General features: G+C 41.9%; 23 protein-coding genes and 1 tRNA gene. 13 read left to right on the plus strand and 11 right to left on the minus strand.

Translation table 11 applies throughout. The features are described from left to right. Positions 1-26: 26 nt before the first annotated feature. Positions 27-5,084: a GAF domain-containing protein gene (locus CV014_RS12940; protein WP_236142407.1), complete on the minus strand. Its 5,058-nt coding sequence runs from the start codon at positions 5,082-5,084 to the stop codon at positions 27-29. Positions 5,085-5,529: 445 nt separating this feature from the next. Here CV014_RS12940 and CV014_RS12945 point away from each other — a divergent pair, with 445 nt between their 5' ends. From CV014_RS12945 to CV014_RS12985, 10 genes are all read left to right on the plus strand, one after another. Beyond that, complete coding sequence (locus CV014_RS12945; RefSeq protein ID WP_236142408.1) at positions 5,530-6,348, plus strand: radical SAM protein; 819 nt, start codon at positions 5,530-5,532, stop codon at positions 6,346-6,348. A 26-nt stretch (positions 6,349-6,374) separates the two neighbouring features. Beyond that, positions 6,375-6,995 (plus strand): 4Fe-4S single cluster domain-containing protein, encoded by a 621-nt coding sequence (locus tag CV014_RS12950; protein ID WP_236142409.1) that lies wholly within the window; start codon positions 6,375-6,377, stop codon positions 6,993-6,995. A 148-nt stretch (positions 6,996-7,143) separates the two neighbouring features. Next, entirely contained in the window at positions 7,144-7,590 is a 447-nt protein-coding gene (gene ureE / locus CV014_RS12955) for an urease accessory protein UreE (RefSeq protein ID WP_236142410.1), read from the plus strand. Continuing rightward, complete coding sequence (locus CV014_RS12960; RefSeq protein ID WP_236142411.1) at positions 7,565-8,254, plus strand: urease accessory protein UreF; 690 nt, start codon at positions 7,565-7,567, stop codon at positions 8,252-8,254. The genes ureE and CV014_RS12960 overlap by 26 nt, the downstream gene beginning before the upstream one ends. Before the next feature lie 63 nt (positions 8,255-8,317). Continuing rightward, positions 8,318-8,494, plus strand: coding sequence for a DUF6888 family protein (locus tag CV014_RS30615; protein ID WP_442946907.1), 177 nt, complete (start codon positions 8,318-8,320; stop codon positions 8,492-8,494). Continuing rightward, positions 8,494-8,703 carry a DUF6887 family protein gene (locus tag CV014_RS12965; RefSeq protein ID WP_236142412.1) on the plus strand — a complete coding sequence of 70 codons (210 nt, stop codon included), beginning with the start codon at positions 8,494-8,496 and terminating at the stop codon, positions 8,701-8,703. Before CV014_RS30615 ends, CV014_RS12965 begins: the two co-directional genes overlap by 1 nt. A 31-nt stretch (positions 8,704-8,734) precedes the next feature. Beyond that, the gene (ureG, locus tag CV014_RS12970) at positions 8,735-9,331 is read left to right on the plus strand and encodes an urease accessory protein UreG (protein ID WP_236142413.1); all 597 of its coding nucleotides are present in this window, start codon (positions 8,735-8,737) and stop codon (positions 9,329-9,331) included. 108 nt (positions 9,332-9,439) lie between these two features. Next, positions 9,440-10,594 carry a DUF58 domain-containing protein gene (locus CV014_RS12975; RefSeq protein WP_236142414.1) on the plus strand — a complete coding sequence of 385 codons (1,155 nt, stop codon included), beginning with the start codon at positions 9,440-9,442 and terminating at the stop codon, positions 10,592-10,594. Positions 10,595-10,821: 227 nt separating this feature from the next. Then, a complete protein-coding gene (locus CV014_RS12980; protein WP_236142415.1) occupies positions 10,822-11,049 on the plus strand; it encodes a hypothetical protein in 228 nt (75 codons plus the stop codon). Further along, positions 11,039-11,428: a type II toxin-antitoxin system VapC family toxin gene (locus CV014_RS12985; RefSeq protein WP_236142416.1), complete on the plus strand. Its 390-nt coding sequence runs from the start codon at positions 11,039-11,041 to the stop codon at positions 11,426-11,428. The genes CV014_RS12980 and CV014_RS12985 overlap by 11 nt, the downstream gene beginning before the upstream one ends. Before the next feature lie 84 nt (positions 11,429-11,512). On the opposite strand, the gene CV014_RS12990 is transcribed toward CV014_RS12985, so the two are convergent. Further along, positions 11,513-12,097, minus strand: coding sequence for a J domain-containing protein (locus CV014_RS12990; RefSeq protein ID WP_236142417.1), 585 nt, complete (start codon positions 12,095-12,097; stop codon positions 11,513-11,515). Between the two features lie 25 nt (positions 12,098-12,122). On the opposite strand from CV014_RS12990, the gene CV014_RS12995 reads away from it, so the two are divergent. From CV014_RS12995 to CV014_RS13005, 3 genes are all read left to right on the plus strand, one after another. Then, complete coding sequence (locus tag CV014_RS12995; RefSeq protein WP_236142418.1) at positions 12,123-13,220, plus strand: tocopherol cyclase family protein; 1,098 nt, start codon at positions 12,123-12,125, stop codon at positions 13,218-13,220. 33 nt (positions 13,221-13,253) lie between these two features. After that, positions 13,254-13,327 (plus strand) — tRNA-Arg (locus CV014_RS13000). A 277-nt stretch (positions 13,328-13,604) separates the two neighbouring features. After that, positions 13,605-14,111, plus strand: coding sequence for a YdcF family protein (locus tag CV014_RS13005; protein ID WP_236142440.1), 507 nt, complete (start codon positions 13,605-13,607; stop codon positions 14,109-14,111). Positions 14,112-14,218: 107 nt separating this feature from the next. Here the strand turns inward: CV014_RS13005 and CV014_RS13010 are convergent, their stop codons facing one another. From CV014_RS13010 to CV014_RS13050, 9 genes are all read right to left on the minus strand, one after another. Then, positions 14,219-14,512 carry a DUF2288 domain-containing protein gene (locus CV014_RS13010; protein ID WP_236142419.1) on the minus strand — a complete coding sequence of 98 codons (294 nt, stop codon included), beginning with the start codon at positions 14,510-14,512 and terminating at the stop codon, positions 14,219-14,221. A gap of 90 nt (positions 14,513-14,602) precedes the next feature. Continuing rightward, positions 14,603-15,640: an AI-2E family transporter gene (locus CV014_RS13015; RefSeq protein ID WP_236142420.1), complete on the minus strand. Its 1,038-nt coding sequence runs from the start codon at positions 15,638-15,640 to the stop codon at positions 14,603-14,605. A 117-nt stretch (positions 15,641-15,757) separates the two neighbouring features. After that, complete coding sequence (locus CV014_RS13020) at positions 15,758-16,396, minus strand: lysophospholipid acyltransferase family protein (protein WP_236142441.1); 639 nt, start codon at positions 16,394-16,396, stop codon at positions 15,758-15,760. Positions 16,397-16,514: 118 nt separating this feature from the next. Continuing rightward, positions 16,515-17,396, minus strand: coding sequence for an ACP S-malonyltransferase (gene fabD, locus CV014_RS13025; RefSeq protein ID WP_236142421.1), 882 nt, complete (start codon positions 17,394-17,396; stop codon positions 16,515-16,517). Positions 17,397-17,537: 141 nt separating this feature from the next. Beyond that, positions 17,538-18,530 (minus strand): beta-ketoacyl-ACP synthase III, encoded by a 993-nt coding sequence (locus CV014_RS13030; protein WP_236142422.1) that lies wholly within the window; start codon positions 18,528-18,530, stop codon positions 17,538-17,540. 114 nt (positions 18,531-18,644) lie between these two features. After that, entirely contained in the window at positions 18,645-19,670 is a 1,026-nt protein-coding gene (gene plsX / locus CV014_RS13035) for a phosphate acyltransferase PlsX (RefSeq protein ID WP_103139124.1), read from the minus strand. A 263-nt stretch (positions 19,671-19,933) separates the two neighbouring features. Next, positions 19,934-21,409: a leucyl aminopeptidase gene (locus CV014_RS13040; RefSeq protein WP_236142423.1), complete on the minus strand. Its 1,476-nt coding sequence runs from the start codon at positions 21,407-21,409 to the stop codon at positions 19,934-19,936. 135 nt (positions 21,410-21,544) lie between these two features. Further along, the gene (locus CV014_RS13045) at positions 21,545-22,633 is read right to left on the minus strand and encodes a hypothetical protein (RefSeq protein WP_236142424.1); all 1,089 of its coding nucleotides are present in this window, start codon (positions 22,631-22,633) and stop codon (positions 21,545-21,547) included. A 201-nt stretch (positions 22,634-22,834) separates the two neighbouring features. Continuing rightward, positions 22,835-23,656, minus strand: coding sequence for an alpha/beta fold hydrolase (locus CV014_RS13050; RefSeq protein WP_236142425.1), 822 nt, complete (start codon positions 23,654-23,656; stop codon positions 22,835-22,837). Positions 23,657-24,090: the final 434 nt, after the last annotated feature.

Raw genomic sequence — 24,090 nt, forward strand, 5'->3', positions numbered from 1 at the left:
ATTCCCTATTCCCTATTCCCTATTCCCTATTCCCTATTATTCCGTACTCCTCGACGGTTTGCCGCAGGTAAATTTGAGTGCCTGCGGCAATGTGGTGGCGCGTCTACGGGGGAAACGTCTGTGCCGATTTCTCTGTTTTTTTTGTTTCCCACATCATGAGTTAATGCCATAATTCTTTCAAATTGAAAATTACTCGCTAAACAACTTAAACATTCTTGTAATAGCGAATTTTTAGTAGGCATTTGATGAATTAAATCTAAAATCAAATCATCACTACCTTGGGCAGCAGCTTGATATATGTCTGCTACCCACGTTTGAGGCATTTTTAATAGTGAATCTAAGACACCATCAGTATTGAGTAATTTTTCTGAAGAAGACTGAATATTCAATTGTTGATGTATATCTTCTTGATAAAGATAGCGTACACCTAAATACTGACTGAGTTTTTCGAGAATTTGCGCTTTCTGGAAAGGTTTGTTAATTAGATCATCACAACCAGCTTGAACTATTGCCTCTCGTTGTTCTTCAAAGGCGTTAGCAGTCAAGGCAATAATAATTGTTTGGGGATGGGATGAATTAGAAATTGGTTGATGGTTGATACAGACTTCCGTTAAAGATTTATTTAACTTTGCGTCAGTTTTTTTTGTATTTGCTCCTACCGTAGTCATAGATATGATAGAGCATTCATTTTGTTGTTCTGACTCCAAAGAGCGAATCAAATGAGTAGCTTGATAACCATCCAGGACAGGCATTCGCATATCCATGAAAATTAGGTGGGGATGCCATGTTTCCCACAAATTAACAGCTTCTTTGCCGTTGGCAGCTTCCTGCACAGTAAAACCAACAGATGAGAGAAGTTTAACTAATAGTAAACGACTATCTGAGATGTCATCTACAACTAAAATGCGATACTGTTCTTGCTGTGGTGCTAAACCTATCACCCAACGCGATACTGATGAGACGGGCATCTCAGATGGTAAAACTACCCCGACTTGAATATCAAAGGTAAATTGACTTCCTCGCCCCAAATTACTATTGACATTAATCTCTCCTCCCATCATCTGCACATATTTGCGACTAATTGCCAATCCTAGTCCTGTTCCCTGTTGTGATTGTCTGCCGCTTTCAGTTTGCCCAAAGGCTTCAAATAGTAATTCTAGTTCTTGTGAAGCAATCCCTATTCCGGTATCTTGGATTTCAAACATCAGGCGGACATTGGGAATGGTATTTTTGTCTTCCGGCTGTTGTGCTGTGAGTTCCCAGTCATTAGTCCCTAAACTGACGTGCAAAGTTACACTGCCAGCAGATGTAAACTTGATGGCATTGCCGACAATATTGAGCAGAACTTGACGTAGTTTGCTTTCGTCAGTTTTGATGTATTTTGGCAAGTTAGGAGCATATTCAAATACCAGATGCAGATTTTTGCCTGTTGCCCGAATTTGTAACATTTCTTGAACATTATTTAACATCCGAATTAAATCAAAACTGTTGAGATTTAAGGTAGTTCTGCCGGCTTCGATTTTCGACATTTCTAAAATGTCGTTGATGAGATTGAGTAGATGTTCTCCAGCGCGGTTAATAATCGCTAAATTCTGTTGATGATCATAGGAGAGGCTGTTGTCATGACTCATCAGTTGCGTAAATCCCAAAATCGCGTTTAAGGGTGTTCGCAATTCATGACTCATGTTAGCTAAGAATTCACTTTTGGCTCGGTTGGCGGTGTCTGCTGCTGTCACAGCAGCTTGTAAGGCTTGTGATTGTTGTTGAGTTTGCGCTAGTAGTTGTGCCTGTTGTAAAGCTACTCCTAACTGGTTGCCAATCTGCACTACGATGTTAATTTCTCCTGTTTTCCACTGACGAGCCGTAGAATTTTGATAGCTGGCTAATAATCCCCAAAGTTGATTACCACATAAAATGGGGACGATAACGTAAGCTTTGGCTTGGAAATTTTCTAAAAGATTAATGTAGTCAGGATTTAACCCTGCTTGGTATATATCTGATACACAACAAAAGCTGGTGCCGCTTGTGGTTGGTATGTAATTATTTTGCAAATGAATTTCTTGAGTATCCAGCATTTTCTGGAGACATTTACCATTTTTTAAGGCATCTTTAGTGAGATTGGGGCTTTGTTGATGTAATTCCATGAGTGGAGTCCAACCCGTACCGACGGATTCAGCGACAAATTCGCCACTCCAATCAGGATGGAAACGGTAGACAACAACGCGATCGCAATTCAATACTTGCCGTAATTCTGCTGTGGTAGCGGTAAAAATAGTTTCCAAATCTAAGGTTTGGCGCATCCTTTGAATTACTTGAGCGATCGCTCTTTCTCGTTCTATACTTTCCCTTAAAGCAGTCTCTGCACGTTTGAGTCCACTAATTTCCAACATGACAGTACCTACACCAGAGGGGCTATTATCTTCGCCAGGAATGGGAAAATAAGACACCAAAAAATGACGCAGACCATTAGGCACATCATGAGCAGTAATACTGAGTTCCCGATTTAAAATTGCTTCCCCAGTTGATAATACTTGCCGACAGAAGGGTGTTAATAGTGGGTCAATGTGAGGAGCGATTTCTTGGAGTGTTTTGCCGATGAGGTCTTTTGATGGTTTACCATAAATATCTGCCATCAAGTCATTAATCTGCACCAAACGCATTTTGTGGTCAAGGATGTTCATCCCTACGGGCGCACCACTAAAAAAGGCGTTGAGTCTGGCTTCCCGCAGTTTTAATTGTTTTTCTAGAGTTTTGCGCTCTGTAATGTCTTTATTAGTACCAGTCATCCGTAAAGGTACACCCTGTTCATCGCGCTCTACAATTTGGCCGCGAGACTGTATCCATTTCCATTCCCCAGAGGGAGAACGCATCCGAAATTCCATCTCGTATACAGATGTTATCCCTTCTAGATGGTCATGAATGGATGATTTGAGGGCGCGCCAGTCTTCGGGATGAATTAACTGTTTTCTCACGAGCTGATGTTGATCAATCTCTGATTCTGCGTACCCTAGTACATCTCGCCATTTCCAATCACAATAAATTTTACCTGTTTGGATATTCCAATCCCACAATCCCAATTCACTTGCTGATAAAGCTAGTTGTAATCTTTCTTCGCTTTTTCTGTGGGCGGCTTCGATCATTTGCTGCTGAATTAAACTACCTAGTTGGGTAGCCACAGTTCCTACTAACATCAGTAATCGCTTATCTACTGACATAGCAGTGCTTTTAAAAAATACTAAAACAGCTACTACTTCCCGTCCTGCCAGAATCGGCACAGCAAAACCAGCTTTGAACCCGACTTTAGCAGCCTGAAAAGAGCGTAAAAATTTTGACTGGTTGACTAGGGAAACATCTTCAATCCACTCTGGTCTTTTAGTTTCCCAGACTCGTCCAGGTAATCCCATCCCCATTGTAAAGGTGACATTTTGATTGCGATCGCAAAATTCTTCGAGGCGGCTTTCTTCACAGTGACAAACTAAACTATGCTCTAAAATGCTACCGTCATCACTGGGTATCCATGCTTCGCCAAAGTCCCAACCGATAGTTTGACAAATCAGTCGCAAAACCAATGTTAAAGCACTTTTGACATCTATGGCACGGGTAATAGCTTGGGTAGTCAACAACAATAAGCGGCTTTCGTTTTCTGCCTGCTTGCGTTCTGTAATATCTTTAGCCGTAGCCAAGACAATTTTTTGTCCATCAATTTCGATCATTTCTACACTCAGCAGCACCGTCTTGATTTCACCGCTACAAGTGCGAAAATCAACCTCATGGTTGCGTAAGGTTTTTGTTTGTTTGAGAATTTGCGAGAGAAAATGACATTCTTGGGGATTTACCCAAATATTCAACTCCGTATTGGTAGTACCGATTACCTGGGTGCGACTATAGCCAAAGAATCGACAGAAACTATCATTAACCTCAATGTAGCGTCCTTCGGGAAAAGTACACAAGGCAATCGGGTCTGGTGAGGCGCGAAAGGCTGAGGCTAACTTCTTTTCGGAAGTGCGATGTGCGGCTTCAGCTCGTTGGCGTTCTCTGGCTTCTAATGCTAGAGAAACTAAATTACTTAAAGCACGGGCAAAGTTTTGGTCTTCCTCTGTCCAATGATGCACTACACCTACTGATTCTAAACAAAATACCCCTACTGTTGTCTCCCCCAGGCGGATAGGAATATATAAGATGGAAGTGATATTGCAGGGAATCAAGTAAGTTGAGGATAGTTCCTGTGTTCGTGGATCTTGGGAAACTAAATCGGCAACTGCGATCACTTCATTTTGCTGTAAAGCTTGAAAATAGTAGGGATATTTGTCAGCTGATAAAGTTAAGCCTGAACTGTGTTTGTGAGTTGTTTTCTCAAATAAATCCAAGCAATGAATTTGATCGTGTGTTGTTTCTGATACCCAAATACTAGCTCTTTCCACGCCAATATTGATTGCTCCTGCTTCTGTGACTTCGCCAAAAGCCGCAGATAAATTTCCTTGAGATAGAGACTGATGTTTTGTCAGTCTACTTAATACCGCGTTATAGCTACATAACTTGATAACATCGACTGTTGGAGTCTTTAGAGTATCATGATTTTCGTCGCCATTATCTGCGGAATTAATATTACATATAAATTCTATTTGTTGATTTTTCTGCGCTATCTCTTTACCTAATTTTTGGAGCTTTTGTCTTTTGATAAATAACTCTTGCTTGAGTTTATTAATTTTGATTTGATTTTTAACTTTAATTAAAACCTCTTGGGGTCTGAGGGGTTTAATTAGGTAGTCAGCAAATTTTAGTTTCAGTTGCTCAAAAGCTAGGTTAATTTCTTCTATCAGGACTAGGATGATAACTGGTACATTTAACTTTTTATCTTTAGATTTTAACTTTTGATTAACTAAATTATAATGTAATCGAGCTATGGAAATATCTATAAGAATTAAATCTGGAATAAAATCTAATAAAGAATCAGCATCTAATTGCTGGAGGGATAATCTTTTAACTTGATAATTATGAGAAGCAAAAATATTTAATAAGGAATTCCAAGTGGCTACTTCATCGTCAATTAAGAGAATCTTAATTGTGTTATTAATCAGTTTCATATTATGATAATTTATGAACAAGTTTTCTAGTATCTTAGTTGAATTTCCATCATATTTAAAACTTAAATATCTATGCTTTTCAGTGAGATTGCGTAATTAAGAAGCCAATGAATTACTTATATAATTAATCACTTACGCTTAAATATAACTCGCGCTTGCTACAAACACATCCCTAAAATCACTTATTCGTGGTTAAAAGGAAATAAGCAGCTCTTAAGAGAAAATAGTGAGCAGGAGACTTTTCGCTCAAAATATCCCATGACATTAATCTGTAGGGAAGGGTGCAGGGAGAAAAGAAGAAAATTATCATCCTTGGGTTGGTTGACTCCAGGATCTCCCATTGTATAAACGGGGGAGTGTCAATTCTTCACAAGTTCCTCATCTTCTCGCGATAGATTTGGGATGGTAAAAGCTAGACGATCGCGACTCCAGCGAGAGGACGAGTATGAACGCCATAGAGTCTGCACAAAATCCCCATCGTTCCTTTGTCTACGGGCCTGTGAAATCTTGGCGATTTGGTCAGTCGCTAGGTATTGACCCTATTGGGGAAGTATCAACTTGTTCATTCAATTGCATCTATTGTCAATTAGGACAGATGGAAGTCCAGACTCTGCAACGCCAAATATTTGTGCCTACAAGCAGGATAGCGGAGGAATTGCGATCGCTGGCATCCTATGCCCAAATCGATGTAGTGACAATTAGCGGTAGTGGCGAACCGACTTTAGCCTTAAATTTGGAGGAAATTTTAGCGATCGCCAAACAGTTAACCCGCTTACCCACGATAGTATTAACTAATAGTACACTTTTAGGCGATCGCATAGTGCGTCAAGCCTTGCAGTTCGCTGATATCATCGCTGTTAAACTAGATGCAATTTCGTCACATCAATGGCAGCGTATTAATCGACCTGTAGAGACAATAAATCTATCTGATATTTTGGCAGGTATTGTCAAATTGCGGCGGGAATATTCAGGAACTCTCGCTATCCAAACAATGGTTTTGTCTCCCTGGACAACAGAAATGCTAGAAGATTACATCCAACTGTTACAGCGTCTTCGTCCTGATGAAATTCATCTCAATGTTCCATCTCGACCCCGCGCTTTAGTGCGTCAGTTGGATGCTAGGGGGAATAATGCAGTTAAATCCGGCTGTGGTGATTTTCACCAACTCCAATGTGTTAGTGCTGATGTCCTCAGTGTTTTAGCTGATGCCATCCAGACTACAACTAAAATTCCTGTGCGTTGCGTCCCGATAGGTTTGTCATAGTTAACTGTTGAAAGGAATAAACATAGATGGAAACTAAGCCAACCAACCCATCCATTCATTCAGAAATTCCCTCTGGTTATCTCAACATCATGGGCTACATTGATGAATCAGAAGTGAATGGCCCCGGTTGTCGAGCAGTTGTTTGGGTGCAAGGGTGTCCCCGTGAATGTCCTGGCTGTTTTAATCCCGATTCCTGGACATTTGAAATTAATCAACTAGTCAGTATTGATAGTTTAGTCGAGCAAATTTTAAGCAAACCCAAAAATACAGGCGTAACATTCTCTGGTGGAGAACCATTTTGGCAAGCATCCGCTTTGGCTGAGTTAGCACGTAAACTTAAAGCTGCGGGTCTTAATGTCATGTCCTTTACAGGTTTTACCCTCAAGGAACTACAATCACCCTCCGCGCCTCCAGGTTCTCAAGAACTACTAGCACAACTAGATATTTTAATAGATGGGCCGTTTGTTCAAAATTTAGCAATTAATTCGCCAGATTCCCCCGTTTCTTCGCGTAATCAAAAAGTTCGCGTCCTCAACCCCGCCTTTGCTGACAAAATTACCTGGGCTAGTGACCAAATAGAAGTCCACATCCTCAAAGACGGGAATCGCATTGTCACCGGTTATCAAGGTTGGTTGGAATGGACTTGAAGATTTTGGATTTTAGATTTTAGATTTTGGATTGAGAAAGCCTATCTCAGATTTAAATTTTTGGATGGTAGAACACTAGGGAGTGGGAATTGATAGTTTCTCCTCCCTATTTTCTTGTATTGTAATTACGAATTACGAACTACAAATTATGCTGACGTTGACGCAACGTAAACCACCAAACCCAGAAATAAAGGTCACGTTGACCTTGCAACTCACAGCCGAAGAACGCACTCGCAGCCGTCACCGCTTTGAAACCGAAGATGGTCAGGTAGTATTTTTGCGCTTACCTAGAGGGACGGTGTTGTGGGATGGAGATATTTTGCAAGATGAAACTAATGGTAGTCTGATGAGAATAGCCGCTAAACCAGAACCAGTGTTTACGGTTGTCGCTGCTACTCCACTTTTATTAATGCGGGCGGCTTATCATTTAGGCAATCGTCACGTACCGATAGAAATTACCCCCAACTATTTACGCCTATCTCCAGACCCCGTTTTACGTACTCTGTTAGCACAGATGGGGCTAGAAATTACTGAAGAAATTGTCCCCTTTCAACCAGAATTAGGTGCTTATGGACACCATCACTCTCACTCATAGTCATTTGTTACACCTCTTGCAAATAGCGAGTTCTGCTTTGCCAGTGGGAGCATACAGCTACTCGGAAGGATTAGAAACTCTAGTAGAAAATGGCACAATTACCACTCAAGAAAGTTTACAGCATTGGTTAACAGCCGAACTGCGTTATGGGGCAATTCGCTTAGAAACAGCGATGATTTTGAGAGTATATGAGGCTGTAAATCAAGGCGATTTTGAGAAATTACGCTATTGGAATTTATGGTTATCTGCGGCGCGAGAAACCCAGGAATTACGTAATTCTAGCTGGCAAATGGGGCGATCGCTCCTACAATTACTGGTGAAACTACAACCGCAAATATCCGATTTAGCTCATGCAGTGGGTAATCCTTGTAATTATGCGATCGCTTTTGCTCTAGCGGCTACCCATTGGCAAATTGATCCACAAGCGGCTTTATTAGCATATCTGCATAGCTGGGCAACTAATTTAATTACGGCTGGAATTAAAATTATTCCCCTCGGTCAAACAGCCGGACAAGAAATATTACTCAATTTACAGCCATTAATCAGTGCTGCCACAATGGAAATAATGGATTTGGAAGATGATGATTTGAGTTGTTGTAGTTGGGGTTTATCTTTAGCTAGTATGCAGCATGAAACACAGTACACAAGGCTTTTTAGAAGTTGAGCATACTTTAGTCAAGTGTAAACCTGCTAATCTGATACCAGACTAGTTGATTGAGGTGGAACAATTTTACCAACTTCTGAACAAGGCATTATGTGCGTTACACTGTGCCAATCTCTAACAAATACTTTTAAGCCTATTTTTATTGTGCGTTTAGATGAGCGAACAGGTAATGTCTTTATTTTGGCAGGAGATAATATACAAATAGAGATATATCGTAATGGTCGTTGGAGATTTATATAGTGAAAACTGACTTTAACAAAATGACAAAAGCTGAACTAAGAGCTTATGTAGTTGCTCATCCAAACGATCAAGCGGCGTTTTATGCTTTTGTTGATCGTTTCACAGCAGGAGCAACCACTGAAACATTTGCGATGCCTCAATCACCAGCAGAAATTGCAGAAGTGGATAACTTAGTTAGGCAAAAAATAGAACAAATTCAAACTGAATAATTATGAATTAATAATTGATTTTTATTGACTTATGACCACATTTAGAGTAGGGGTAGCAGGGCCAGTTGGTTCAGGGAAAACAGCTTTAGTGGATGCTATGTGTAAAGCACTGCGCGATCGCTATCAAATTGCTGTAGTGACAAATGATATTTATACTCAAGAAGATGCTCAATTTTTAGTCCGTTCTCAAGCCTTAGCTAGCGATCGCATTTTGGGAGTAGAAACCGGAGGTTGTCCCCACACCGCCATTCGGGAAGATGCTTCTATGAATTTAGCAGCCATTGAACAACTAGAACAGCGTTTTAAGCAATTAGATTTAGTCTTCTTAGAAAGCGGTGGTGATAATTTAGCCGCTACCTTCAGTCCTGAATTAGTAGACCTCACAATTTACGTGATTGATGTCGCCGCCGGTGATAAAATCCCGCGCAAGGGCGGCCCCGGTATTACAAAATCCGATTTACTAGTAATTAACAAAACCGACCTCGCACCCTATGTAGGCGCAGATTTAAGCGTCATGGAACGAGACGCGAAAAAAATGCGTGGTGATAAACCCTTTATTTTCACCAACCTAAAAACCCAACAAGGACTCAAGGAAGTCATCGAATTCGTCTGTAGTCATTGTCAATAGTCATTAGTCAATAGTCATTAGTCATTAGCTTTTCTCGCCTTCTACCTTGTCTCCCCAGTCCCCAATCCCCAATCCCCAATCCCCCTAGTGATGAGTTAAAAAAGAAACATGAAAATTATCAAACTCATCACTAACTGGTTAGAAATTCATGCTAGTTCCCCCACATACGCCGGTTGGGTGTTAGCAGGGATTGCTGTTTGTTTTTTTGGTGCGGCGATTAATACGATGGCTGGTTGGCTTTACGCTATTAGTGGCGTAACTCTGGCTTTACTGGGGATAGCTGCATTTTTAGCATCGCGATCGCTTGTTGGTCTATCTGTCACCCGTCGTCAGATTGCACCTGTCTCGGCTGGGGATGAATTAACTTTAGAATTAGAAATCTCTAACCCTACTAAGCAATCTGTCACTTTATTGCAGGTTGAAGATATCTTACCGTTTGTGCTGGGAAAACCCATTAAACACAGCATTGAAACTATTGCTAGCCGAGAAACTTACCGTTGGGTATATTATCACCCTACCGAAAAGCGGGGCATTTATCGCTGGCACACCGTCGAATTGGCGACAGGCGCACCTTTAGGTTTATTTTGGTCGCGTCGTCAGTACCACTGTGAAACAACAGCCATTGTTTATCCCACAGTCTTACCCCTGAGTGCTTGTCCCCTAGTGGATGAAATCGGGGAAGAAGAAAGTCAAAGGAATGAGTATCACGGTAGACCTTTGCAAACAGCCACATCGGGATTAGTGCGATCGCTGCGTCCCTATCGTATTGGCGACCCCACCCGCTTGATTCACTGGCGGACTAGTGCGCGCTATGGTGAGTTACGTGTGCGCGAATTAGAAATGATTACCAGTGGACAGCAAGTAATTATTGCTTTAGATACTGCTGGTAATTGGGAAGCAGAAAATTTTGAGCAAGCTGTAATTGCCGCAGCGTCAATGTATTTTTACGCACAACACCAGCAATTACAAGTGCAACTATTAACAGCCGCCACAGGATTAGTCAGAGGCGATCGCTCAGTTTTAGAAACTCTAGCCGCTACCAAATATCACGAAGATATCAGCGATTATGACGAACAGCATCCCCTGATTTGGCTGACTCAGAATCCTCTCAGTATATCTTCTTTACCTCAAGGTAGTCGTTGGTTATTGTGGCCAGATATACAATCAAACAATCAGCCCGTCTTAGTGAGTCGAGATTATCCAGGTGTAGTTATAGATACAGCACAAGCACTGCGATCGCAACTCCAAAAACCTTTAGTATAATTAAACCAATTCGCAATTCGCTTTTTCTGTGTTTTAGGGACTTCCAGAAAATAAATGATTCAATGAGTGAGAACAAATACAATCATCAGCTTCTTCTTCCCTTGCTCACTCAATTCCATTTTTCGACACAGAGGAATAAGGGTTTGAGAGAGTTTTTGTGTAAGTCCTGATAAAGTAGATGGACTTGGCGCAGCGATTATCTACGACCTTAAGAAAAGGAGGAGAGAATGAGTGTTTCCATTATCAATGAAGTGATCAAACGGCTAGAAATCATGCCGCAGCACTTGCAACAAAGAGTGCTTGAATTTACTCAAGCGTTAGTAAAAGCTGAACTTCGAGGAACTCCAGGGCAGCAATTGCTACGTTTTGCAGGTTCAATCCCTCCTGACGATCTCCAGGTAATGCGTGAGGCGATCAAGCAGGATTGTGAACGGGTAGATGTCGATGAGTGGTAGGTATTTGCTCGATACCAACATCATCATTGCTCTTTTTGCAGATGAAGCGATCGTCAAAAGCAATCTTGCTCAATCCAACGAAGTTTTCATTCCAAGTTTTGTGATTGGTGAGTTGTGTTATGGAGCCAGAAAGTCAGGACGAGTTGAAGCAAATTTGGCGAGAGTTGATGAGCTAGTTGCTAGCAGCACGATATTGGGATGTGACGCTGAAACCGCACGACAATACGGTGAGGTCAAAAACAAGTTAAGGCTCAAGGGTCGTCCGTTACCTGAGAACGATATCTGGATTGCATCTCTTGCACTGCAACACGCTCTGATTCTAGTAACACGCGATGCTCATTTTCAAGAAGTGGAGAGTCTACAAACAGTAGCATGGTGAGTAAAGTTGCGCTCCGTGATTGATTTCCTGGAGCAATGCGAATTTTACTAGTGAAAGATGAAGCAGAATACCCATCGGCAGATACTAATGCCATCTGAAAAAGTTCTTGATTTTCCTACACCATCTAGAAACCCAAGATTTTCGCTGAGACTGATACTGGACTCTTCCATAAGCAGAGGCTTGAGGGATTTTTCCTTCCAGTTGTGCGGCTTTATTTAAATCAGATGCGGCACGATGTTCATAACCTAATTGAGAGCAAACTAAACCCCGATATTTGTAAGCTTCAACATAGCGGGGGTTGAGGCGAATGGCTTGGGTAAAATAGGCGATCGCTTCTTCATATTCGCCTTTACCTACACTCTCTACACCGTAATTATAGAAACTCTCCGCGTCAAAGCGATTGACTGATGTCTTGGGGGATTTTTTGGGTGTAGTTACAGTGGTAGAATCACTAATGGTGGATTCTGACTTGAGTAGATTGTAAGCTGCATTGATTTGTTTGATTTTGACTTCTGCTTGCTCTTTTTCTTGGAGATTAACAAAGCGATCGGGATGGTGAGTTTTTACTAGTTGACGATAAGCTCTTTTGATTTCTACCTGCGATGCTCCAGGTTTTAATCCTAAAATTTCATAAGCATGATTAATATCGAGATCAAGACGCTGACGCATACTAAAAAGTAGAAATCATAAGTCTATGTTAACGATTCCCGTAAGTCTTCTGCAATCTACTCAAACGCCTCACAGTGGATACCATTGGGACGGAAGTAGTCGCCGCTTCTTTGAAGGCTGGTATTATCGCGTAACCCTACCAGATTGTGGTCAGACTTTTGCTTTCATGTATTCCATAGAAGACCCCATTGGCGGTCAACCCCACAGTGGCGGTGCGGCACAGGTTTTGGGAGCAAATGACGAATATGTATATCGAATTTTTCCTGATGTAACTCAATTTTGGGCTAGTCGGGATGTTTTAGCTTTGGGTCATTGGGGTAAAACTCACTTGCATACTCAACCCCGCTATCTCTCACCCACTGAGTTTAAAAACTCTATCCAGGAAGGTTATCAAGCTACTGCTAATTTAAACCAGGGTTTTATTCAAGACCCCGTTACTGGTTTTTATTGTCGTTGGGAATATGAAATTCAGCCTGTATATGGCTGGGGTAATCAAAATAGTATTCAGCAATCAACTGCTGGCTGGCTATCATTTTTACAGATTTTTGAGCCAGGATGGCAAATTTTAATGGCTCATGGTCTAGCTACTGGTTGGGTTGATTGGAATGGCAAAATTTATCAGTTCCAAAATGCGCCAGCTTATGGCGAAAAAAATTGGGGTGGTGCGTTTCCTGAAAAATGGTTTTGGCTCAATTGTAATAGCTTCGATGGTGAACCTGATTTAGCCTTAACTGCTGGGGGTGGTAGGCGTGGTGTTTTGTGGTGGATGGAATCTGTAGCGATGATTGGGATACATTATCAGGGCAAATTTTATGAATTTGTTCCCTGGAATGCCAAAGTTGAATGGTGTATTCAACCTTGGGGTAGATGGCAAATGAAGGCAAAAAACCTAGATTATGAGGTTGAATTAACCGGAACTACGCATCTACCTGGTGCGCCTTTGCGTGCGCCGACAGCGAACGGGTTACAATTTTGCTGTCGAGATACGATGCAAGGAAAACTGAATTTAGAGTTGCGAGAAATTAGGGGTAAAAACCCCCTAGTCATTCTCAAAGCACACAGTTATCTTTGTGGCTTAGAAATTGGCGGCGGTTCCTGGCACAATTTTTGGCAGTCCACCTAAAACTACTGCTATCATTATATATGCTTCGTAGTTGGGGCTGTAGCTCAGTTGGATAGAGCGAGCGCCTCCTAAGCGCTAGGTCGCCGGTTCGAGCCTGGCCAGTCCCGTCGCCAACTACTCATCATCATAAAAGTGAAAAATGGCAATTTCCATTACGGGATTGCTTGCTGGGTATGAGTAAACTGTAGCTAATACCTGTGTAATTGCAGATTCACAAAGTTTGCGAGTATGCTATTTAAGTGCATTTGCCAATTTGTCCTTGTGATTTTTCTGCCTGATTGCAAAAATTATTCCCGAAAAAGACAAAGTTAGAGAGCCTTGAAGAATAATCTATTGTTTAGAGGTAAGTCATTTCAATTTGCAGTTCTGATTCTACCGCTATTGATGTGGTGGGGATATAAGGAAGCACAAAATAATCATGAACCGCCAGAAGCAGTTATTGTTTTAGGTGGCTCAACCAAAAACTTAGAAAGAGAGAAGTTTACTGCTCAGTTTGCTCGTCAGTATCCCAATATACCAATCATGATTTCTGGCGGTAGTCCCCCTACATACACCAAAAGCGTATTCACAAAGGCTGGTATCAGTCCTAAAAGATTACATTTAGACTATGAAGCTGTAGATACAGTCACAAACTTTACTACATTGGTAGATGATTTACAGGCGCGCAAAATTAAAAGTGTTTATTTAATTACCTCAGATTTTCATATGCGCCGTGCTTGTGTAATTGGTGAAATCATTTTAGGTAGTCGAGGAATCAACTTTAAACCGGTAGCAGTACCGTCTCAAACTCCCCCTGAACCGATTGAAAAATCCATCCGTGATGGAGCTAGAGCTTTATTTTGGGTAGCTACCGGTTACACAGGCGCGGAAGAGGTGAAAACTCGGCGGTAAGAAGGGGAAAATTGAGAATTGGTGAAAATTTTCTTGTGCTTTCCTCTTCTCTATTTCTTATTTACGCCCATTTTTTCAAAATGCAACGTCTATAAATACAAATGTTTTTAAGCAGCAATTTCCTGCACTAAAACATAAGGTTGAAGAATTAGAGTGTTAAATCGTTTAGTGCGATCGCTATTCCATTCTCCCATTTGAGTGTTAGAAGGTTTAGTCAGTAATTGATTCTCAATCCATTGCTGCACTGATGATGTATTATCAGTAGCGATCGCTTCACCTACAGCTAGTAAATCCAAATCTAGTGACACCAAAATTACAGCATCTCTCTGCACATGAGGAATTAGCCATTCCCACTCGGCTTCATCTAAAGTTTCTGATAATTCCTTTCTTAAATCCGACATAATTTTCCATTGTTGCGTGTATAAATTGATTTTACCGATTAATCGGGCATCACAAACTTAAAAATTTCCAAATATATTGAATCAACATAACTAAATTTCTGATTTCATCGCCTCAATTTCAAACAAAGATACAATTACACCTGTAATGGGAATTGATAGGAAAATTCCCAATAATCCCGCAACTCTTGCACCTACTAATAAAGCAAAAAACACCACCACCGGATTGAGATTTAATGTGCCTTGCATAATTCTAGGGGCAAATAAGTTATCTTGTATTTGTTGCAAAATTATACAAGCTATTAATACTTTTATCGCTAACCAAACACTTTGAGATAACAAAATTAAAGTGACTATACTTACACCTAAAGTTGCCCCTATACCGGGGATAATATCTAATATTCCGACTATCAAAGCTAGCAATAAAGCAAATGGTGCATTCAATAAGAGAAAGACAATGAAACTTGATGTTGAGAGAAATAACATCAAGAGCAATTGACCTCGAAAAAAGCCTAAAAAATTGCGGCGCAGGACATTGGTAAATCTTCTCCGATGTTGAGTTGGCAGAACTTTGAGCATTAAAGACCATAGCTTTTCCCCATCTAGCAAGATAAAGAAAGCCACAACAGCGATGATGATAAACGTCACAAAATTAGACAATACTTGTTGTAGTATCGCCAAACTTGTCACTAAACTCGATATTGCTTGATTGCGTAACTGTTCTTGTACTAAACTTAAATCTATTTGTAAATTCCGACTACGCAGCAACGATTCAATTTTTTCTAACAAAGGTAATAAAGAAGTTAAAAAATTAGAGATACTATCTATTAATTGCTGTCCTTGGGAAATGACCGTCAAACCAATAGTAACTAACAGCCCAGTCAAACATATAATACTAATCAAAAAAACTATCACAACTGCTATGCCGTGGGGCAGAAAATGCCGCAACCACTTAACAGGATAGCTGAGTAAAAAAGCTAAAATTGCCGCAAATGTAAAAATTACAATGACTGTTTGAAAATATGCCAAAAGCTGGACTAAAACCCAGCCAGCAGCAACTAATAGTAAAAAACGGACTATTAAGGAATTGTTCAGTCGATTCCACAAAGTTTTGGCTTCTAAGCCATTCATATAAATTTAAAATTCAAAGTGCGATGAGGTTCATAGGTCGCTGTCATATTGTTTTTCAATTTATATAAATAAATTAGCGATCGCTACTTTCCCAAAGCAGAGATTCTCCAGATGTTTTCACCGTCCTAAATCGTGCATTTGGTTAATGACGGCGGCGCATTTTTGTGTTATCTGTTCTAGTTCTTCCTTATTAGTAGAACTGGGAGCATCAATTAAATTACCGATTCTGACAGTGAGCGGAACTCGACGCGGTAACGATGAGCCTTTTTGTAAAATCTGGTCTGAACCCCATAAACATACAGGTAATATAGGGGCTTTAGCTTTAGCGGCTAATAGTAAAGCACCACGCTTAGGATCATGAATCTTGCCGTCGGGGGTACGAGTTCCTTCCAAGAACACACCCACAGCCCAACCTTGATCAAGATATTCTAAAGCGGCGCGGATAGCATTGCGATCGGCACTTCCCCGACTAACTGGATAAGCACCATACAATTTAATCGCCTGCGCCAACACAGGAACATCAAACAATTCTTCCTTAGCCATGTATGCTACAGGGCGACGGACACAATTAGAGACAATGGGCGGATCAAAGTAGCTAGCATGATTACTCACAACCACTAAAGGGCCGGACTGAGGCACATTTTCCACACCGTAAATCCGTCCCCGAAAGTAAGCATGAAGCATCGGACTAACTACCGACCACTTAAAAGCGTGGTAAAGAGCCAGACTAATCAAGGGTTCGCGTGTTCGAGACATAAGATTGGGGATTGGGCATGGGGCATTGGGCATGGGGCATTGGGCATGGGGCATTGGGGTAAAAGTTTTTCTGAATCCTCTTTCTGTTCCCTATTCCCTATTCCCTATTCCCCATTCCCTAATTCGGTAATTCCGCAGCATTACGGACGTTTTCTAAGATTAAACCAGTTGTTGTGCGTTTAATCAAACCGGTTAGTACATTACCAGGGCCGATTTCTACTACTTTCTCAATTTGATTTTCTGGTAGTTGTAATGAAATTTCTTGCCAGCGTACTGAACCCGTCATTTGTTGGTTGAGGCGTTGCTTCAAAATTGCGGCCTCAACTGCGGGAATCGGCTCGACGTTGGATAATACTGGGACTGTGGCAGTTTGAAATTCTACGGTGTTGAGAATTTTCTGAAATTCATCTGCCACGCTAGTCATTAAAGGTGAGTGAAATGCACCGGAAACCTTCAAAGGTACAGCACGTCTAGCCTTAACCTGAGACATGACCGCCTGTACTGCTTCTGGAGTACCGGAAATCACTACCTGGCCTGGACTATTATCATTAGCTAATACCACATCAGGAGTTTCAGCAATTACTTTGTCTAGTTGTTCACGGTCAAAGTTCATCAAAGCTGCCATCATCCCACCTGCGGCATTGTCCATCAGTTCCGCGCGTTGCTTGACTAACTCTAATCCTGTTGACCACTCAAATACACCCGCAACATATAGAGCAACATATTCTCCTAAGCTGTGACCAGCAACTAAATCTGGCTGGTGTCCTTTTTCCCGAATCAAGTCAGCGAGGATGCTTTCTACTACATAAAGACAAGGTTGTGTGTAGAGTGTCTTTGATAACTTTTCTTCTTCGTTTTGGCAAATGTCTGTTACCGACCAGCCTAATATGGCTTCGGCTGCGGCAAACTTTTCTTGAGCCGCAGGTATATCTAATAAGTCAGTTCCCATTCCTAGTGCTTGAGAACCTTGTCCGGGAAACACCCATGCAGTTTTAGTCATTGCTCAATAGTCAATAGTCATTTAAAAAGGTACTGGGGATTGGGGATTGGGGACTGGGTTAAGAAGCAGAGGGGCAAGGGACAGGAGAGCTTTTAATCCCAATGCCCCATTCCCAATGCCCAATGCCCCATTCCCTATTCACTAACGTCCCCAGTGGAAGATGGCTGCACCCCAGGTTAAACCTGCTCCAAAGCCGGATGCAGCGATGATGTCGTTGGTTTTGATTTTACCTTGCCGCACGGCTTCATCTAAGGCGATGGGGATGGAGGCGGCGGAGGTGTTGCCGTAGTTGGCTAGATTGCTGATTACTTTATCGTTAGGAATATTGAGGCGTTGTGCTACTGCATCTAAAATGCGTTGATTAGCTTGATGTAGTAGTAGCCAGTCTATTTGATCAACGGTGAGATTCGCCGCAAATAATGCTTTATCGATGATTTCTGGGACTTTTTGGGCAGCAAAGCGGTAAACTTCTTTGCCGTTCATGGTGATGGGTTGATAATTGCCTTGAGTGATGTTGGCACCTGGGATGATTTCTTGGGAAGTGCCTTGATAGGCCAAGTTGAGGTAGTGGTTTTGAGTGCCATCACTTTTGAGGGCAAAACCTAAGAGGCGATCGCCATCATTGGCTTGCAATACAACCGCACCAGCCCCATCACCAAACAGGACGCAGGTGCGCCTATCTTGCCAATCTACCCATCGAGAGAGGATGTCTGCCCCGATTAAAAGTACATTGCGATATACCCCTGTTCTAATGTATTGGGCTGCTGTGACTAGCCCAAATACAAATCCAGAACAAGCAGCTGTGAGGTCAAAGGCTACTGCTTGGGACGCTCCTAACTCAGCTTGAACTCTACACGCGCTACCGAATAAATCATCTGGTGTGGAAGTTGCCAGCAAAATTAAGTCTAAATCAGCTGGTGTAATTCCAGCTGCGGCGATCGCTTGCTGGCTGGCGGTCGTCGCTAGGGTACTCAATGACTCAGTAGAGTTGGCTAACCTGCGCTGGCGAATTCCTGTTCTGGTAGTAATCCATTCATCGGAGGTATCTACCAGTTGGGTTAGTTCTTGATTGTGCAGGGAAGTGACTGGTACTGCGGAACCACTTCCTATAATTGCTATGCCTAAATTTTGCACTCCTAATCTCCCAAGCTATCAGCTGTTAGTCATTAGTTATCAGTCATAAGTCATTAGTCTCTAACTGCTAACCAATGACTTGTTAGTAGCTATTGCTAGTTTGATGGCTGATTGCTAACTACTCTCACTCTGTAGCATCTCATATTGAGATTGCAGTTGCTCCATGACTTTGTTATCAACAGCTTCTTTTGCCATACGAATGGCGTTAAACACTGAAGGTGCTTGAGAACTGCCATGACCAATCAAACAAACTCCTGAAACACCCAACAGCAAAGCCCCGCCATGTTCGGCGTGATCCATACGCTGTTTGATGCGCTTGAGATTTGGCTTTAATAGTGCTGTACCAATTTGTCCGTGCAGTCCTTGGGGTAATTCTTCCCGTAAGATTTGCAGGATGACTCCACCTATAGCTTCGGCAAACTTGAGTAAGATGTTACCCACAAAGCCATCACAGACAATTACGTCAAACTCACCAGACAGTACGTCTCTGCCTTCCGCATTGCCGATGAAGGTGATATAACGGTTTTCCCGCAACAGTTCATGAGTCCGTAAAGCCAACTCATTGCCTTTGGTATCTTCTTCACCAATATTGAGCAAACCCACTTTCGGTTCATCAGTACCGAGAACGTATTGGCTATAAATCGAACCAATCACGGCAAACTGTTCTAAAAATTTAGGACGACAATCGACATTCGCTCCTACATCCAAGATGAGAACCGGCTTACCTGCTTTAATTGTCGGAAATACCGTGCCAATGGCTGGACGGTCAACCCCAGGCAATCTTCCTAAACGGAGTAGGGCTGATGCCATAGCCGCGCCAGAATGACCTGCTGAGAATACTGCATCGGCCTGTTGTTGCTTGACCAAATCCATCGCCACATTAATCGAAGCCTTGCGTTTGCGTCTCACCGCATTTAAAGGCTCTTCATCCATTGCGATCGCATCCTCAGCCGGAATGATTTCCACTCCTTCCAAATTGGTTTTTGGGGGCAAGGCAGCTTTAATTTTTTGGGGATCACCCACTAATAAAACTTTTACACCTAATTCTTCACTGGCTCGCACCGCGCCAGTAACGATTTCACCGGGAGCGTGATCCCCTCCCATTGCATCAATTGCTATCCGCACGCCAGTCGATCCCATTGCTTAGAGCTTCTAGAAACCTTACAAATTTTACCAGATGGCTTTGCTGAAAAACCTTTACTTTCTTACCGTCAAGTTAGTCTTGTTACTTTTGCAACAGCTGATGACGGTAAGCCAACAATAGCACATAGTTGGTAAGGGTGTAAGGGTGTAAGGGTGTAAGGGTGTAAGGGTGTAAGGGTGTAAGGGAAGAATAATTTATATTTATTCTTTCCCTATACTCCTAAACCCCTATACCCCTATACCCCTAAACCCCTATACCCTTAATTCTCCAGTACCCAATCAACCAACATTCTCACGCCAAAGCCGGTTGCGCCGGTGTTGTTGTAGCCATTATCTTTGTCTGCCCAAACTGGCCCGGCTATGTCTAGGTGCGCCCAAGCTGTTTCTTTAACGAACTGTTTGAGGAATAAGGCGGCGGTAATTGAACCACCAGGGCGGGGGCCGGTGTTTTTCATGTCGGCAATACCAGATTTTAAGCCTTCAAAATATTTGTCTTCCATTGGCATCCGCCAAATTTTTTCGCCTGAAGTGGCTGAGGCTTGCTCTAGCTGTTTGGCTAAGGCATCATCAGGAGAGTACAACCCGGCAATGTCGTCACCCAAGGCAATCACACAAGCCCCAGTCAGGGTGGCTAAATCGACAATGGCATCTAAGCCTAATTTGTCAGCAAAAACTAAAGCATCTGCTAAAGTTAAACGTCCTTCAGCATCGGTGTTGTTAACTTCGATGGTTTTGCCGTTAGATGCGGTCAGGATGTCTCCTGGGTGCATGGCGTGACCGCTAATCATGTTTTCGGTGACGGCTGAGATAAAGTGAACTTCAGCATCAGGCTTGAGTTGGGCGATCGCTTTGGCTGCGCCTAATGTTGCGGCTGCACCACCCATATCAATTTTCATGGTTTCGATGCCGCTACCTGCACCTTTGATGTTCAGTCCACCAGAATCAAAGGTTAAGCCTTTACCCACAATTCCAAGTTTGCGTTTGGGTGTACCTTCTGGTTTATAGGTGAGGTGAATAAATTTCGGTGGTAAATCAGAAGCTTGCGCCACACCTAAAAAAGCACCCATACCCAATTTTTCACAGTCGGCTTGTTCTAAAATTTCTATCTGCAAACCGTGGTCTTGGGCAATTTGTTGGGCTGTTTCTGCCATCGTAATCGGTGTTACGGTGTTGGCTGGTGCGGCTACTAGTTGTCTGGCTAAAATCACGCCGGACACAATTTGATTGGCTTTGGTAATGGCGGCTTCTTGTCCGGCAAAACCCAGAAATTCGATAGTTTCCACCTGTGAGGCTTTATCTTCTGGGTCTGATTTAAAGCGGATATCTTGGTATAAGGCTAGTTGTACGCCTTCAGCCAGTGCTTGCACGGTGGCAGATGGATCATTGTTCCACAAGGGAAAACTCAAGCCTAAAACTTTACTTTTTTGTTTTTTGGCGACTTTGCCAACAGCCGCAGCCGTCCGTCTAATTGTTTCTAATTTGAGGTTCTCGGCTTTTCCTAAACCCACCAAAATGATTTTTTTAACTGGACTAGCACCACTGACGCGGGTAAAAACGGTGCTGTTGGCTTTCCCTGTAAATTCTTCTTCGGCAATGACTTCTTTTAAAATGCCAGCAAACTGCCCATCTAAAGTTGCGAGTTCCCCTGTTAACTCTACCGCTTCTTCAAATAATGCGATCGCTAGCGTATCTCCTGCCCACTCTAATAAAGGCTTGTCACTTAGTTGAATTGCCATTTTTGCATTTTGCGTAAACTTACTTCTTGTACAAGTATTGCTTAAAATTTTCCGAGTGAGGGATTGGGGATTGGGGATTGGGAAATTTACGATCGCCTGGTATGGATTCTGAGTAAATGGAATGACTTTTGAGTGCTATTCAAGGTCAAATTTATTGGCGATCGCTGTGATAATTTCTTGCTCTGCTGCTGTAGTCTGATTGTCTAGTTGGGCAATTTTTCGACATTGCGCTAGTAGGGGTATGGCAAAATCCCGATCTAGTTGGTTCAGTAGTTGATCTAGGGGTTGGGGTGATTTGATATTCTGCTCAATGGCTGATAGGGAAGTGGGACTGAGGTTAGCTGCTTGCAGTTGGGGTAGGATTTCTTGCCAAGTTTTTTCAGGGTGACTAGCTAAAATCATCCGCACTAAGATTTTATCCATGACTGCTTGTTGAGTGATCGCGGTTTCTAGATATTTTTCGCTTTCTGCTTTTAAGTTAGCTATTGTTTCCGGCGATTCTAAGGATACGGATTCGTCTAGTTTGGCTTCATAAAATCGACAAGCCGCATACCCTAGAGAATAACTCATGGTGGCATTGGTACTAGCGGCGATCGCGGCTCCAGCAAAGGGAACATTCCGCAATAAAGCTAATCCGGCGGCTTTCAAGAGACGATTCCCACCCAAGCCTAAACCAAAAATTGTCAATAATTCCCCTTTCCGACTGGGGTCTTGTAAATCTAGTCCATAGGCAAAGGCAATTTGATACAACATTTCTGTTTGTAATTGCATGGTTGCTGCTAAATCTACAGCTAGTAGGGCGGCTGCGAATCCTGGCAAAATACTACTAGCTAACCCAATCCCACCAGCTTTAGCCGCTTTTTCCGTCATGATGCGATGGGCAATTTGCCTTGGTGATTCTTGGGGATATTTTTGTTGGAGTTGTTTAACTGCAACTGCCATTTTGGCAAAATCAACATTGTCACTAGCACCAATTAGCCAATTCAGATTCAAAAAGCCAGATATTCTTCTAATTAGCCAATTTTCCCCAATATGATTGATGACTGTACCTGTGATTTGAGTTGATTTTTCCAGTAAGTTTTGTGTGGTTTTTGCTGTTGCTGTGCCTATATCTACTGCTTTATCTAACAAGGTTTTACCTGTGTTCAGGGCAGTTTCAGACAAATTCTTGCTTAAGGATGTTCGATTTGGGGATGGATCAACTGATTGATGATTATCTGACATTTTTGAGTATTTGCCTCAGTACCTACTCTCTGTTTTGGTTGTAGCCAAGTCCGATGAGTGTCGACATCTTCCAAACAGCACAAAGTTTGATAAGTTAATCAGCATTTAAGTTGCATAAAACCAGGGCTAAAGCCCTTACTACAAGCGAATCAGTCTGGAAAAATGAATGACGATTAGCTTACATGAGTTTTTAACCCTTTGTTATTTCCACAGGGTATTTTTGACTATTGGGGTGATTTTTGTCTCTACAAAGTTATGCGACTGGAGAATTTTATAGAGGTTTACGCTTTCTTCTAATAAGCAGGCGTGTCCACTTTCGGGTAGAATTAATTTCTGATTATGGGGAATAATTTCGGCTAGGCGTTCTACTTCACTGACAGATGGTAAGAGGCGATCGCTACCACCTGCTATTAATAAAACTGTTTGTTGCAGGGAACGCAATTTATCCTCATCAATACTAAATTCCCTCAGCATTGATACTCGCCAATTTACTGTCTCTGAAGGTACAGAACGCATAGTTTTTAGCAGTTCTTGTCTGACACTCCGAGAAATTCGGGGTAAAGATGCCAAAAATGGGAGTAAACCTAATGCACCCACATCATAAAAACACCCTGGAACTAAGTACATTAGTTGTGATGTCCAATCTAACCAAGGACGTAATTTAAATGCAGACGCAGGATTAATTAAAATCATCCGTTTAAATAGGTGTGGGGCTGCAATGGCTACTTTCATCGCCAAGCAACCGCCAAAAGATTCACCGCACAAATAAATAGGCCTTTGAGAACTTCTTTCTAATTCTGTGTGGATTAAATCCAATACATTACTTGTCAGCACGTCCCAACTTGTCAAATCTTGTCGGGGTATTGCCAAACACCGCACATCAAAGCCTACTTCTAATCCCGCCGTTTGCGATCGCAATAGTCTTCCAGTTCCATCCATTCCCGGTAAATACACAAATAGTGGGAACTCTGGTTTCACTTGTCTAGGGGTGAGAAAACACGGTTTTAGTTCAACTTCTGGCATTATGGCTAATCTTTCTGGGTTTTATGCGTCTGATTTAGCTTTACTCCATGAATACTCAACATGGTAAATAAATTCAAAAATATCTAAAGCTTAAATTCTCATCAAATCATAACTATAAGTGTAACAACTGCTTGAGAAATGTTACGATAAATTAATAATTGTCTAGTTTGTCTGCCCATACTCAAGATAAATCTGCTAAGTGGAACAGGGTAAATCATTCAAGGTTTGTAGGGGAATTTCAGAAATTAAATTATTCCACAAGTGAAAACGAAGATCATCATCAAAATTCTTACTCCCCCTGCTTCCCCTGTTTGATGGCATTGCCATTAACTTGTTTATACAAGTGTAAAAACCGATAAATTTATCCAAATTTTGTCTAAATTACTGATGATTATCCTAGATAAATCTCTAGGCATTCTGTTGAATACGTCGAT

The organism is Nostoc sp. CMAA1605, assembly GCF_021596505.1.
GTDB lineage: Bacteria > Cyanobacteriota > Cyanobacteriia > Cyanobacteriales > Nostocaceae > Trichormus.